This window comes from Cobetia sp. SIMBA_158 (assembly GCF_046566945.1).
Lineage (GTDB): Bacteria > Pseudomonadota > Gammaproteobacteria > Pseudomonadales > Halomonadaceae > Cobetia > Cobetia amphilecti.
The window spans coordinates 90,980-104,527 of sequence record NZ_JAWJYL010000009.1; the positions used below are offsets into that span (position 1 = coordinate 90,980).

General features: G+C 63.0%; 12 protein-coding genes. 4 read left to right on the forward strand and 8 right to left on the reverse strand.

Going from position 1 to position 13,548, the window contains the following annotated elements; genetic code table 11:
• The first annotated feature begins 50 nt into the window (after positions 1-50).
• Positions 51-764 carry a dihydromonapterin reductase gene (folM, locus tag R2R70_RS14040; protein ID WP_043332992.1) on the forward strand — a complete coding sequence of 238 codons (714 nt, stop codon included), beginning with the start codon at positions 51-53 and terminating at the stop codon, positions 762-764.
• A 164-nt stretch (positions 765-928) separates the two neighbouring features.
• Here the strand turns inward: folM and R2R70_RS14045 are convergent, their stop codons facing one another.
• Positions 929-1,639 (reverse strand): anti-sigma factor domain-containing protein, encoded by a 711-nt coding sequence (locus R2R70_RS14045; protein ID WP_107335921.1) that lies wholly within the window; start codon positions 1,637-1,639, stop codon positions 929-931.
• Complete coding sequence (locus R2R70_RS14050; protein WP_043332989.1) at positions 1,618-2,172, reverse strand: sigma-70 family RNA polymerase sigma factor; 555 nt, start codon at positions 2,170-2,172, stop codon at positions 1,618-1,620. Before R2R70_RS14050 ends, R2R70_RS14045 begins: the two co-directional genes overlap by 22 nt.
• Positions 2,173-2,890: 718 nt before the next feature.
• Between R2R70_RS14050 and R2R70_RS14055 the strand changes: the two genes are divergently transcribed.
• Entirely contained in the window at positions 2,891-4,051 is a 1,161-nt protein-coding gene (locus tag R2R70_RS14055; RefSeq protein WP_107335922.1) for a 3-deoxy-7-phosphoheptulonate synthase, read from the forward strand.
• A 255-nt stretch (positions 4,052-4,306) separates the two neighbouring features.
• Positions 4,307-6,448, forward strand: coding sequence for a PhoX family protein (locus R2R70_RS14060; protein ID WP_410978326.1), 2,142 nt, complete (start codon positions 4,307-4,309; stop codon positions 6,446-6,448).
• 206 nt (positions 6,449-6,654) lie between these two features.
• Here the strand turns inward: R2R70_RS14060 and ppk1 are convergent, their stop codons facing one another.
• A complete protein-coding gene (ppk1, locus tag R2R70_RS14065) occupies positions 6,655-8,940 on the reverse strand; it encodes a polyphosphate kinase 1 (protein ID WP_131432772.1) in 2,286 nt (761 codons plus the stop codon).
• Between the two features lie 48 nt (positions 8,941-8,988).
• The gene (gene hemB / locus R2R70_RS14070) at positions 8,989-10,008 is read right to left on the reverse strand and encodes a porphobilinogen synthase (protein ID WP_054556515.1); all 1,020 of its coding nucleotides are present in this window, start codon (positions 10,006-10,008) and stop codon (positions 8,989-8,991) included.
• A 665-nt stretch (positions 10,009-10,673) separates the two neighbouring features.
• Between hemB and elbB the strand changes: the two genes are divergently transcribed.
• Positions 10,674-11,360: an isoprenoid biosynthesis glyoxalase ElbB gene (gene elbB, locus R2R70_RS14075; protein WP_054556514.1), complete on the forward strand. Its 687-nt coding sequence runs from the start codon at positions 10,674-10,676 to the stop codon at positions 11,358-11,360.
• A 187-nt stretch (positions 11,361-11,547) separates the two neighbouring features.
• Here the strand turns inward: elbB and tatC are convergent, their stop codons facing one another.
• From tatC to R2R70_RS14095, 4 genes are all read right to left on the reverse strand, one after another.
• Positions 11,548-12,339, reverse strand: a complete 792-nt coding sequence (gene tatC, locus R2R70_RS14080; RefSeq protein WP_043332983.1) for a twin-arginine translocase subunit TatC — start codon at positions 12,337-12,339, stop codon at positions 11,548-11,550.
• Positions 12,339-12,737, reverse strand: a complete 399-nt coding sequence (gene tatB, locus R2R70_RS14085; RefSeq protein WP_216060545.1) for a Sec-independent protein translocase protein TatB — start codon at positions 12,735-12,737, stop codon at positions 12,339-12,341. Before tatB ends, tatC begins: the two co-directional genes overlap by 1 nt.
• 5 nt (positions 12,738-12,742) lie before the next feature.
• The gene (gene tatA, locus R2R70_RS14090; RefSeq protein ID WP_043332981.1) at positions 12,743-12,997 is read right to left on the reverse strand and encodes a Sec-independent protein translocase subunit TatA; all 255 of its coding nucleotides are present in this window, start codon (positions 12,995-12,997) and stop codon (positions 12,743-12,745) included.
• A gap of 109 nt (positions 12,998-13,106) precedes the next feature.
• Positions 13,107-13,442: a phosphoribosyl-ATP diphosphatase gene (locus tag R2R70_RS14095; protein WP_043332980.1), complete on the reverse strand. Its 336-nt coding sequence runs from the start codon at positions 13,440-13,442 to the stop codon at positions 13,107-13,109.
• Positions 13,443-13,548 lie beyond the last annotated feature (106 nt).

Below are 13,548 nucleotides of genomic sequence, written 5' to 3' on the forward strand. Positions count from 1 at the left end.
AGCCTGACATTGCTTGAAGCCGCCTGACATTGCCTGAAGGAGTCGAGTGAATGAGTCAGTCCCCGATACTGATCACCGGTGGCGCCCAGCGTCTGGGGCGCTATTGTGCCGAGCGACTGATCGATGATGGTCATCCGGTCATCATCAGTTATCGACGCGAGCGGGAAGAGCTCGACGCCCTGCGCGCGCTGGGTATTCGCACCGTGCAGGCGGATTTCTCCAGCGAGGCAGGCATCCAGGCCTTCATCGCGGCGATTCGTGAGCTGACTCCGACATTGCGGGCCATCGTGCACAATGCCGGCGACTGGGCGCCGGATGGCGACGGCGAGGGGCAGGGCGAGCTGTTCGAGCACCTGTTCCGTGTCCACATGCAGGCGCCGTACCTGATCAATCTGGCGCTGCGCGATCTGCTGGAAGCCGGAGTCGAGACGCAGGCGGACATCGTCCACATGAGTGACTTCGTGGTCCAGAAGGGCTCGCGCAAGCATGCGGCCTACGCGGCCAGCAAGGCGGGGCTCGAGAACCTGACCTTGTCGTTCGCGTCGATGTTCGCGCCACGCATCCAGGTCAACACCATCGCGCCGGCGCTGATCATGCTGCGTCCGGACGATGACGACGACTATGCCGAGCGTGCGCGTGCCAAGTCGTTGATGCAGCAGGTACCGGGGCCTGGCGTCATCTGGCAGGCGCTGCGCTACCTGCTGGACAGTCCCTATGTCACGGGCACGACCCTGCCGGTGGATGGTGGCCGCCACCTGCGCTGATAGCTTCTGTCAGTGGTCTTTCGGCTATCGTTCCTGATATTCCCGACACGACATGCGCCACATGAGCACTGCACAAAAAAGCCCCCGCTGAGAAGCGGGGGCTTTTTTCGTTGCTGCGACCGTTGTTGCGACCGTTGCTACGACATCCTGCACTACTGAAGCGCTTACAGGATGTGGCGGCCTTCGACCGGCGTCAGCTGACCCTTCTTGAGGGTCGGGCCCATCTGGTTGCCGGAGGGGGCGCCCTGCGGGCTTTCCAGCGTGATCACCAGATCGCTGTCGGGGAAGGCGGCCAGATACTCCTTGGGCACCTCGACCTTCATGGTGCCGGAGTGCGGCAGGATGCCCAGTGACATCGGCTCCTTGCCATCCTTGGCCATCAGCCACAGCTCGCAGACCTTGCCGGGGGCCGGCGCTTCGGGCCTGACGGCCTGCACCATCATCTCGCCCGAGTGGGAGGCGTTGACGATCCAGCCAGGGCTGCTGTCAGAGTTGTTGACCACGAACACGTAGTCGCTCTCCATGCCCGCGTTGTGCCCCAGGCTGAAGGTCAGGGTGACCGCCAGTGCCAGGCTGAACGCCGTGGCGGTCATACCCTGCCACAGGCCCAGGCGACGCCACCAGGGCTGACGGGCGGTGCCCGTCGCCTCGGCGATGCCTTGCCAGACATGGGCCGGTGGCGTGACGGGGGGAAGCTGTTCATTGAACACGTTGAGATGCTCGCGCCAGCGCTCCACATCACGTTGCAGGTCGTGGCTGACGGCCAGCAGTGACTCGAATGCCGCGCGCTCGTCGCGTGTCAATGTGCCGAGCGCATATTCGCCCGCTGCGGCTTCGCGCAGTTCCGGGTCGCTCAGATCAAATGACTCATGCATGTCTTCAACCTCTCGAGTCCACGACGGACCCAGCTCTTGACGGTGCCCAAGGGCTGGTCCAGTTGATTGGCCAGATCCTGGTGGGTGAGGCCTTCGAAGTAGGCCAGTTCCAGGGCGCGGCGTTGATCGTCATTCAGCTCGGCCAGGCACTGGTGGAGTTCACCACTGTGCTGGGCCAGGTCGACATCTGCCTCGATATCACTCCGCCCCGGCATGGCGGCGATCAATTCATCGCTGTCATGCTCGCTGGGTCGCTGTCGACGTATCCAGTCGATGGCGATGTTGCGGGTCATGGTGCCGAGCCAGGTCATCGGGCGGGCGCGGCCGGCGTCATACTGGGCGGCGGCGGCCCATACCCGGATGTAGACCTGCTGAAGACAATCCTGCGCGGATGCCTCATGTCTCAAGATACGCAGCAACTGAGCGTATAGATGCGCACTGGTCGCTCGATAGAGCTGATCCAGTGCCTTGGCATCCTGCCGGGCGCATCCCGACAGATACTCAATCAGTGCATCATTTCGGGAATCCTGCATGCATGCATTCCAAGCTGTGGGCGCGGTGTCAGGCACCGCTGGACGAATGCGTGTTGCCGATCATGTTGCTCGACAACCAAAGATTATACTGATGCCACTTCAGGCTGATAGCCCTTCTTTATGCGTGCGGGCAACGGTTTGTTGCCGGTTCACGCTTGCGCAGGACGATCTGGAGTGCAAGGATAGGCCTCTCACCTTTTTCATCGTCACCACTGGATACCGGCCCGACCCATGAATCAGACCACCAGCCACCGCCCGTTCACTGTCGCTGCCTGCCCTTCGGGCCAGGCGGCGTGTGCGGCCGGCTATTGGTATTGGTTTACACAGGGGCGCGCCTGAGGTTACGGCGCGCCTGTCTCGTACGGGCTGCCACCACCTTGAAGAACCCCCGGTCGCAGCCACGGCCGGGGGTTCTTGCGTTTCGGGCCTTGCGAAATCCATGACGAGAGGCATGTCACCCTAACGTGCCGACAATGATTGCAGCATGAATGACGAGAGGAATGACCATGCGCACCACTATCCTGACTACCCGCTTTTCTCTTGCCTCCGCTCGGGTCGTGCATGGTTATTGGCGCTGGCGATTTAGCGGCGTCCTGCCTCTTTCCGCTGTCACCGCGGGGCAGGGCGAGCAACACCGGGGTGACGATTCGCGAAGTCCCTGTCTGTCAGAATGAATATTGCGTGATGGAGCCGAGGCTTCATCACAGGAGAGAAGACCATGAACGCCAGCCTTGAACGCGTGTTGACCGTCAACCCGCACACTGCCGACGCTACTGCTGACCCCTTGACTGCCGAGAACGCCACCGTGACCCGCTCTGATGCCGCCCAGACACCGACCACACCCGGACGCATCAGTCGTGAAGCCCTGCCCAGCGCCAGCGAATTGCGCGAGCAGCTGCCGGTGGACGTCGACCTGGCCGGCCAGATTCGCCAGCATCGCGATGAGATCAACGCCATTCTCGCCGGCGACGATGATCGCCTGCTGGTGGTGGTCGGGCCGTGCTCCATCCATGATCTCAAGGCCGCGCGCGAGTACGCCCAGCGCCTGGCGGTGATCGAGCCGCAGGTGCGTGATCGCCTCAAGCTGGTGATGCGTGTCTATGTCGAGAAGCCGCGCACCACGGTGGGCTGGAAGGGGCTGGCCTATGATCCGCATCTGGATGGCAGCGATGACATGGCCACCGGCCTGCGTCAGGCACGCGAGCTGATGCGCGAGATCAACCAGCTGGGCCTGCCGGTGGCGACGGAGCTGCTGCAGCCGCTGACCGCCGCCTACCTGGAAGACCTGCTCGGCTGGGCGGCCATCGGCGCCCGCACCACCGAGTCGCAGATCCATCGCGAGATGGCCTCCGGCCTCGGCTGTGCGGTGGGCTTCAAGAACGGCACTGACGGAGGCGTCGAGGTCGCCGTGCAGGCCATCGAGGCGGCGGCGCATGGGCATCGCCACTTCGGCATGGATGACAGCGGACGTCCGGCGCTGATCGAGACCGCGGGCAACCCGCATACCCATGTGGTGCTGCGCGGCGGTCATGGCCAGCCCAACTATGACGCCGCCTCGGTGGCCGCCTGCCGGCGTGAGCTGGAAGGCGCTGGCCTGACGCCGCGACTGATGGTCGATTGCAGCCACGCCAATTCCCGCAAGGACCACCGTCGCCAGAGCGAAGTGATGCTGGATGTGCTCTCTCAGCGCCTGGCGGGGGATGATGCCTTGATCGGCGTGATGCTCGAGAGCCACCTCAATGAAGGCAAGCAGGCCTTGCCGGCAGCGGAGAAGCTCTCCCAGCTGCGTCATGGCGTGTCCGTCACCGATGCATGCCTTGGCTGGGAAACCACCGAGCACTTGCTGAGCCTGGCTGCCGAGCGCCTGCGCGAGGCCTGAGATCAGGCGCCAGACTCACGCCTCGATGGGAGGATGACGTCGCGCTTGCCTGATGTTTGCTGAATTTGTCGGCTTGTCCTGAAGTCCCCAGCGCCCAACGGTCGAAAGGCCGTTGGGCGCTGTCGTCTCTCGTCCTTGTTGCCCGTTCGTCACGCTATTGTCATCGGGCTCGCGTATCACTCTTGTTGCCTTCGGCATGCCCTCAAGGGGCATGCCTGAACAGAACAACCCGAAACCTGACTACGGGGAAGCGACATGAGCAAGGAAATCGAAGACCATCGCCTGCTTAATCCCAGCAGCAACGAGACGTTCTCATCCGTCATTGAACGACACATCTCGCGTCGTCGTGTCCTGCAGGGCGGCCTTGGCATGGCGGCTGCCAGCATGCTGGGTGGTTTCGGTCTTGCGGGGCTGAGCACCACGGCCCACGCCGCCAGCAACGCTGCGGGCGAGAAGACGGCTCTGGCACTGGCCTTCGAATCGATCAAGGGTTCACGCACGGATGCAGTCGTGGTTCCCAAGGGGTATACCGCACAGGTGCTGGCGCCGTGGGGCACGCCGCTCAATGCCAAGGCACCCAAGTGGAGCAAGGACCTGGCGATGACGCCGGAGATCCAGCTCAACACCGTCGGCATGCATCACGATGGCATGCACAACTTCGCCTTGAGTGACGACACGGCCTCCAGCAACTTCCTGCTGGTCATGAACAACGAATACATCGATCAGGATGCTCTGTGGGCACCCAAGGGTGGCGCGACCAATGCGGATTCCGGCAAGCGTCCGGCCGATGAAGTGCGCACCGAGATCAATGCCCACGGCGTGACCATCGTCGAGGTCAAGAAGGCCAGCAACGGCAAGTGGGAAGTGGTGGGCGATTCGCGCTACAACCGCCGCTACACCAGCGCCAGCGAAATGAAGCTGAGCGGCCCGGTGGCGGGCAGCGATTACGTCAAGACGGCCTTCTCGCCGGATGGCATGCGCACCCGTGGTACCAACAACAACTGCGCCAACGGCTACACCCCGTGGGGCACCTACCTGACCTGCGAAGAGAACTGGCCGGGTTACTTCGTCAAGCGCAGCGATCGTCAGCTCGATGACAACCGCATCGGCATCGAGACCGAGCGTGGCCGCTATGGCTGGGAAACCGCCGCCGGGGATGCCAGTGAAGTCGATGGCGAATTCGCGCGTTTCGACAACACGCCGATGGCAGACAGCGCCGACAAGGATTACCGCAACGAGCCGCGGACCTTCGGCTATATCGTCGAGATCGACCCCTACACCGGCGAGCAGGCTATCAAGCGCACCGCGCTGGGCCGCTTCCGTCACGAAGGTTGCTGGCCGGGCAAGCTGGTCGAGGGGGAGCCGGTGGTCTTCTACTCCGGTCACGATTCGCGCAACGAGTACATCTACAAGTTCGTGTCGGACGCCAAGTGGGACGCCGCTGATGCCCGTGGCGCCGGTGACTTCAAGGACCGCCTGGCGATCGGCGACAAGTACCTGGACAAGGGCACGCTGTATGTCGCCCAGTTCTCCGCCGATGGCACCGGCACGTGGCTCAAGCTGACGCCAGACGCCGTGACCAAGGATGGCCGCACCCTGGCCGAAGCACTGGGGCTGGCGGCCGATGACCTGGCTGGCATCATCATCCACACCACCGATGCGGCGGACCTGATGGGCGCGACCCCGATGGACCGCCCGGAGTGGGGCGCGGTGGACCCGGTGTCCGGTGAGGTCTACATGACGCTGACCAACAACTCCAAGCGCACCGAGGAAGGCACTGACGCCGCCTTCACCAACGATGGCACCGCCATCGAGGAGCCGGGTGTCGGTTACAAGACGGCGCCGATCAACGCGGCCAATCCGCGTGGCAACAACGAAGCGGGTCAGATCATCCGCTGGCGTGAAGCGGGCGATCACAAGGCCTTCGATTGGGAGATCTTCGTGTTCGGCGCAGCGGCCAGCGATGCCGACAACCTGTCCGGCCTGACCGAGATGAACGAGTTCGCCAGTCCCGATGGCCTCTACTTCGACGGCCGCGAAGGACAGGACAGCATCCTGTGGATCCAGACGGACAACGGCTACGAAGGCATCACCGAGGTCACCAATGACCAGCTGCTGGCGGTCGTGCCGGCAGGTCTCGAGCAGGCCGAGGGTGACGCGGCCGTGATCGGTGCCGACAACCAGGCGCAGCTCAAGCGCTTCGCGGTGGGCCCGAACGGTTGTGAAGTCACCGGTATCTTCACTACCCCGGACAAGACTGCGATGTTCATCAACATCCAGCACCCGGCCAACTGGCCGCAGAGCGATGATGCCACCGCCGAGACCGACGGCAGCGTGCGTGCCCGCGCCGCGACTGTGGTCATCCAGCGCGAAGATGGCGGCCAGATCGGCGTCTGATGTAAGCCGCCGCGCGTCAGGTGTGAACGCGAAGCCCCCGTATCGATGATACGGGGGCTTTTTCATGCGCCTGAACCTGGCCCCGCTTCGCTTGAGGGTGCTTGGTCGATCAAGCGGGTGGGGAGGGCCAACGACAACGGCCCCCACGCAAGCGTGAGGGCCGAGAGTTCATGAGCTTTGTTCTGTCCTGACCTCGTCGAGCGCGATCAGGCCTTGGCGGCGTAGGCGAACAGCAGGGTTTCCTGCACGCTGATCGGTTCCGCGTCGCCGGCATCCAGCTGGGTGTAGTGGCCATCGCTCTCCAGACGCCAGCTCTGGCAGTTGTCGACCAGATAGGTGTCCAGGTCCTTGCGGATACGCTGGGCCAGCTTCTTGTCGAGCAGCGGGAAGCAGGTCTCGACGCGGTGGAACATGTTGCGCTCCATGTAATCCGCGCTGGAGCACCAGGTTTCCGGCTGACCGGCATTGTGGAAGTGGAAGGTGCGCGTGTGCTCGAGGAAGCGACCGATTACCGAGCGTACGCGGATGTTGTCGGAAATCCCCGGCACGCCCGGGCGCAGACAGCAGACGCCGCGGATAATCAGGTCACACTGCACGCCAGCCCGCGAGGCGCGGTAGAGGGCGCGAATCAGCTTGGGCTCGGTCAGTGAGTTGCATTTGATGATGATGTGGGCGCGCTTGCCTTTCTCGGCGTTGCGCGCTTCACGGTCGATCATCTCCACCATGCGCTCATGCAGCGTGAAGGGCGCGTGCAGCAGCTTCTCGATATTGCGCTGCTTGCCCATGCCGGTCAGCTGCTGGAAGACCTTGTGGACGTCCTCGCACAGCGTCTCGTTGGCGGTCAGCAGGCTGTAATCGGTATACAGGCGCGCCGTCTTGGCATGGTAGTTACCGGTGCCCAGGTGCGCGTAGTGACGCAGCTCGCCGTGTTCACGTCGCACGATATGCAGCATCTTGGCGTGGGTCTTGTAGGCCATCACACCGTAGATGACGATGGCGCCGGCTTCCTGCAGGCGTGAGGCCAGCTGCAGGTTGTCGGCCTCATCGAAGCGCGCCCGCAGCTCGATCACCACGGTGATCTCCTTGCCCTGACGTGCGGCTTCCACCAGCGAGGAGACGATGTTGGAGTCGGCGCCGGTGCGATAGAGGGTCTGCTTGATGGCCAGCACGTTCGGGTCGCGCGCCGCCTCGGCGAGCAGGTTCTCGACCGGGGAGAAGGACTGGAAGGGGTGATGCAGCAGGATGTCCTCGCGACGGATCGCATCGAACAAGCTGTTGTCGCCCTTGAGCGCCTTGGGAATGCCCGGAGTGAACGGGGCGTAGAGCAGGTCCTCGCGGCCGACGTCGCCGATGACTTCCATCAGGCGGTTGAGGTTGACCGGGCCCTTGACCTGATAGAGGTCGCGCGTTTCCAGATCGAACTGCTTGAGCAGGAAGGTGTAGAGCGCTTCCGGGCAGTTGTCCGCTACCTCGAGACGCACCCCGTCGCCGTAGCGGCGTGCCAGCAGCTCGCCACGCAGCGCGGAGGCCAGGTCGGAGACATCCTCGGCATCCACCGAGAGGTCGGCGTTGCGGGTCAGGCGGAACTGATAGCAGCCCTTGATCTTCATGCCCGGGAACAGCTCCTGGGCGTGAGCGTGAATCATCGAGGACAGGAAGACGTATTCGGTGTACCCCGGCTCGACGAGGCCATCCGGGATGCGGATCAGGCGCGGTAGCGAGCGCGGGGCCGGCAGGATGGCCAGGCCACCTTCACGACCGAAGGCATCCTTGCCTTCCAGCTCGACGATGAAGTTGAGGCTCTTGTTGACCAGGCGCGGGAACGGGTGCGACGGGTCGAGCCCGATCGGGCTGATGACCGGCTGGATCTCTTCCTCGAAGTAATCGCGCACCCAGGCCTTCTGGGCATCGTTCCACTGATTGCGGCGACGGAAGCGGATGTGCTGCTCTTCCAGTGCTGGGATCAGGTCCTCGTTGAGCATGCGGTACTGGCGTTCGACCTGCTCATGCGTGATGCGGGACACCTCATCGAGCACCTTGCTCGGCAGCATGCCGTCACAGCCGGGGTCGGTGCGATCGAAGGCGATCTGATGCTTGAGACCCGCCACGCGAATCTCGAAGAACTCGTCCATGTTGGACGTGAAGATCAGCAGGAACATCAAGCGGTTGAGCAGCGGATGCGAGGTATCCTTGGCCTGCTCGAGTACGCGGATGTTGAACTGCAGGTTGGACAGCTCGCGATTGAAGTACAGCGCCGGATCAGCGAGATCAGCCTCGGGGGAGGGGGTGGCCTTGGCATGGATACCGGTACGCGTCCGGTTGACGCGCAGGGGCAGCGGTTCCTGAGCCGGCGGCTCATCCGCCGCCAGCTCGATCTCGCCTTCCCGTGGGGTGGATGCTGCCTTGGGGGCAGCATCCTTGTCGCGACTGTCAGCGACTTCCGGCAGGGTCGCCGTGTTGTTGTCGGTGTCTTGCTTGGGCGTCTGTTCCATCATCAACTCCATGATCCCGGTCAGCCGCATCCGCAATGGCCGGGGTTGTCAAAGGCGGTTTTTCTGCGCCAGCAATTCGGCCGCCTGGCGAGCAAAATAGGTGAGGATGCCGTCGGCACCCGCACGCTTGAAGCACATCAGCGACTCGAGAATGACCTTGTCGGCATCCAGCCAACCGTTCTGGAAAGCCGCCATGTGCATGGCGTACTCACCGCTGACCTGATAGGCGAAGGTCGGCACTTCCAGCTCGCGCTTCACACGCGTTACCACATCAAGATAGGGCATGCCCGGCTTGACCATCACCATGTCAGCACCCTCGGCGATGTCCATTGCCACCTCATGCAGGGCTTCGTCGCTGTTGGCGGGATCCATCTGGTAGGTCTGCTTGTCGGCCTTGCCCAGATTGCCGCTCGAACCGACCGCGTCACGGAACGGGCCGTAGTAGTTGGAGGCGTACTTGGCCGAGTAGGCCATGATGCGCGTGTTGATCAGGCCTTCCTGTTCCAGCATGGCGCGGATGGAGCCGATGCGGCCATCCATCATGTCGGAGGGCGCGATGACATCGGCACCGGCTTCCGCGTGTGACAGCGCCTGCTTGATCAAGGTCTCGACGGTGCGGTCGTTGAGCACGTAGCCGTCTTCGTCGAGGATGCCGTCCTGACCGTGAACGGTGTAGGGGTCGAGCGCGACATCCGTGATGACGCCCAGCTCCGGCAGCGCTTCCTTCAAGGCGCGCACGCAACGCTGCACCAGGCCGTTGGCGTTGTAGGATTCTTCGGCATACAGCGTCTTGGCCTCGGCATCGACCACCGGGAAGAGCGCGATGGCCGGCACGCCCAGTGCGTGGACGGCGCGGCATTCTTCGACCATGAGGTCGATGGACAGGCGCTCGACGCCCGGCATGCTGGGCACGGCTTCACGACGCTGGGAGCCTTCGAGAACGAAGACCGGCAGGATCAGATCATCGGCCGTCAGCTGGTTTTCACGCATCAGGCGGCGAGAGAAGTCGTCCTTGCGCATACGGCGCATACGAGTCGCAGGAAACTGGCGCGGGGTACGTTGGCTCAAGAAATGCTCTCCGGGTCGGGTGGTCCGCTCCCGTGATGGTCGCAGGCAGTCTAGGTCTATAATATTTCATTAATATTACAGTGATGCCAGCGGTCATGGGGCAAGGCCGGTCACGTGAGGTGCCAGCAGGGGCTGAACATGACGACAAGGCGTCTCTCGGGCGACGAGAAGGCCTGGCTTGCGGCCTGCAAGTGGGTGGCCCGTGACGGGAGCCGTCGTCCCTGTGGCAGGGTCAATGGAGTATATCAGCGTTGACTTGTGGCCACAGGCGCAGGAGATGTGTCGCGGTGTCGCGCCTCATGCACGCCTCGTATGGGGCGGGTGTGTGGGGCTGCAAGACGACTCCGGACACCGCGGCAAGCCTCCGGCACCAGAGCCTTGATGGCATACGAGTGGACGAGGAGCAGCACTTGAGTTGTGCCAGGGCCGCCCATAGTCTTGAGAGGATGCGCAGTGACATGCCTCGCCTGCACGCCTGTCACTGTCTGCCGCGTGGCGGTCGCGCATCTTCGGTGCCGCTGAAGCGTCTCGCGCCTGGCATGACGCCGAGCATGACGCCGGGCATGAAATGAGGCTCGGCATTCGAATCAGTCACGCGCTTGTATTAGTCTTTTCTGACCTGTTCGGCAATCGCCGTGCACAGCTCATCGTCAATGGAGTAACCCATGACCAAGCAGGTAGCCCTGATCCTTTCCGGTTGCGGTGTCTTTGATGGCTCCGAGATCTATGAAACTACCCTGACGCTGCTGCGTCTCGATCAGCTGGGCATTGCCTATGAGTGCTTTGCACCGGATGTCGCGCAGCACCACGTGATCAATCACGGCACTGGCGACGAGATGGAGGAGACCCGCAACGTGCTGGTCGAGTCCGCGCGTCTGGCACGTGGCAAGGTGCGGCCGCTGGAAGAGCTGTCAGCGGACGACTTCGATGCACTGATCCTGCCCGGCGGCTTCGGCGCCGCCAAGAATCTGTGTGACTTTGCCGTCAAGGGTGAGGACCTCGAGCTCGTCGCGGGCCTGCAGGACGCGGTGCAGCCCTTCCATGCGGCCGGCAAGCCGATCGGTGTGATGTGCATCGCGCCGGTGATGGTGCCCAAGCTGCTGGGTGAGGGCATCTCGGTCACCATCGGCAACGACGCCAGCGTCTCCGGGGCGATCAGTGCCCAGGGCGGCCTGCACAAGAGCTGTGAGGTGACGGACATCGTCGTCGACGCCGCCAACCGTGTCGTCACCACCCCGGCCTACCTGCTGGCGGAGCGCATCAGCGAAGCGGCCCAGGGCATCTTCAAGCTGGTCGAGCGCATCGATAGCTGGATCGAGGACGACAAGGCGCGCGCCGCCGAGCAGGACTGATCTCGACACGCCGGTGCGTCTGGCGTGATAGCGCGCGCCTGGTGTGAGCAAGTTCCCTGGAAACACAAAGCCCCCAGAAACAGAAAGCCCCGCCGGTTAACCGGCGGGGCTTTCTGTTTTGATGCTGTGATTCTGAGGCACTGTTTCTGGCGCCCTGTTTCTGATGCCCAACTGCTGGCAGCCACGTTCAGGGCGCTTCCTGCGATGCCTCATCGTCTGAGGCCGCACGCCGGCGCTTGAAGAGGCGCGAGGCCAGAATGCCGACCTCGAACAGCAGCCACATCGGAATCGCCAGCAGCGACTGCGAGATCACGTCCGGCGGTGTCAGCAGCATGCCGACCACGAAGCAGGCGATCACGATATAGGGGCGCTTCTTGCTCAGTGCCTCCACCGTGGTCGCACCGGTCCAGATCAGCAGGAAGGTGGCGATGGGAATCTCGAAGGCCACCCCGAAGGCGAAGAACAGCTTGAGGACAAAATTCAGGTACTGATTGATGTCCGTCATGATCGCCACGTTCTCGGGGCCCGTGGTGGTGAAGAACTGGAACAGCAGCGGAAACACCACGTAGTAGGCGAAGGCCGCACCGGCATAGAACAGCAGGATGCTGGAGGCCAGCAGCGGCAGGGCCAACGCCTTCTCGTTCTCATAGAGGCCCGGCGCGATGAACGCCCAGGCCTGATAGAGCACGGCGGGAATCGCCAGGAACAGCGCCACCACCAATGTCAGCTTGAAGGGCGCCAGGAAGGGCGAGGCCACTTCGGTGGCGATCATCTGCGAACCCGGTGGCAGCAATGCCATCAGCGGTTCGGCGACATACAGGTAGATCTGGTTTGAGAAGCCGTACAGCGCGGCGAATACCACCAGCACCACCAGGGTGGCGCGCAGCAAGCGCGAGCGTAGCTCGATCAGGTGCTCGATGAGCGGCGCATGTGCGGCGTCGCCCTGACCACCTGACGGTGAGGCATGTGGATCACTCATCAGGAACGTGGCTCTCGTGATTCACGGGTGTCGGAAGCAGTGCTCGGCTCGGTGGCCGGCGCACCATTCTCGGCAGGGCGGAGGCTGGTCTCAGCGCCGGAGGCGCCTGCATCGCGGGGCGTGCTGGACTCGGTGATGCCGCGCTCGACATCGCGTGCCTCGTTGCGCGCATGAGCGAGCGTCTCATCGAGCTGCTTCTTCTGCTCGTTGAGCGTCTGACGCAGTTCCTCGGCTTCCAGCTGGGCACTGATTTCCTGCTGAATGCCCGAGACACTGCGCTTGATGCGTCCCAGCCACAGACCCGCAGTGCGGGCGGCCCGGGGCAGACGCTCCGGGCCGAGCACGATCAGCGCCAGCAGCGCGATCAATGCCAGTTCAAAAAAGCCGATATCGAACATGCGGGTTACGAGCGCTTGTCAGCGGTATCGCGGCTCTCGGCCTCGACATCGATGGTGTCGCCACGCTTTTCCTCATGCGCGACCTTCTGCTGGGCAGTCGGCTCGTCGCTCTTCTTCTCTTCTTCCTTCATCGCGCCCTTGAAGCCCTTCACGGCACCGCCGAGATCAGAGCCGACGTTGCGCAGCTTCTTGGTTCCGAAGATCAGGATGATGATGCCGAGCACGATGAGAAGCTGCCAGATACTGATGCCACCTAACATGGGAAATTCTCCATTTGGGCCGCTGACACCGGGTCATTGGGCCTTGAGACTTGCAGGGTGCTGGCACCGCTGCCGGAAAGCCGACTTGCGCCGGAAGAATACGGGTCCTTCACTGGCCGCGAGCGGCCTTTTCATCATGGCCGGAAACACCGAAGCGGCGTGCCAGCTCATCCAGCACTTCCTGATGATCCAGCCCCAGGTGCGACAGCATGACCAGTGAATGGAACCACAGGTCAGCGGTCTCACCGATCACGGCACGCTGCGAGTCCACGTCGTCGTGAGCGAAATCCTTGGCGGCCAGTACGGTTTCGGTCGCCTCTTCGCCAATCTTCTCCAGTACCTTGTTGAGGCCCTTGTGATGCAGGCTCGCGACATAGGAGGAGGTCGGGTCAGCGTCGCGCCGTTCTGCCAGTACCACTGACAGACGGTTGAGAATATCACTCATGAATCATCATTCCTGAAAGCTTGGGTCTTGCGTTAAGTCATCGAGTTCTGCGCTGACGGCACACCTTGCACGGCAAACGGCACGGCGTGGGCAGGCGACTCAGGAT

Coding starts and splice junctions, on each gene's coding strand:
- folM (WP_043332992.1), top strand. CDS start 51: ATGAGTCAGTCCCCGATACTGATCACCGGTGGCGCCCAGCGTCTGGGG.
- R2R70_RS14045 (WP_107335921.1), bottom strand. CDS start 1,639: ATGCATGAGTCATTTGATCTGAGCGACCCGGAACTGCGCGAAGCCGCA.
- R2R70_RS14050 (WP_043332989.1), bottom strand. CDS start 2,172: ATGCAGGATTCCCGAAATGATGCACTGATTGAGTATCTGTCGGGATGC.
- R2R70_RS14055 (WP_107335922.1), top strand. CDS start 2,891: ATGAACGCCAGCCTTGAACGCGTGTTGACCGTCAACCCGCACACTGCC.
- R2R70_RS14060 (WP_410978326.1), top strand. CDS start 4,307: ATGAGCAAGGAAATCGAAGACCATCGCCTGCTTAATCCCAGCAGCAAC.
- ppk1 (WP_131432772.1), bottom strand. CDS start 8,940: ATGGAACAGACGCCCAAGCAAGACACCGACAACAACACGGCGACCCTG.
- elbB (WP_054556514.1), top strand. CDS start 10,674: ATGACCAAGCAGGTAGCCCTGATCCTTTCCGGTTGCGGTGTCTTTGAT.
- tatC (WP_043332983.1), bottom strand. CDS start 12,339: ATGAGTGATCCACATGCCTCACCGTCAGGTGGTCAGGGCGACGCCGCA.
- tatB (WP_216060545.1), bottom strand. CDS start 12,737: ATGTTCGATATCGGCTTTTTTGAACTGGCATTGATCGCGCTGCTGGCG.
- tatA (WP_043332981.1), bottom strand. CDS start 12,997: ATGTTAGGTGGCATCAGTATCTGGCAGCTTCTCATCGTGCTCGGCATC.
- R2R70_RS14095 (WP_043332980.1), bottom strand. CDS start 13,442: ATGAGTGATATTCTCAACCGTCTGTCAGTGGTACTGGCAGAACGGCGC.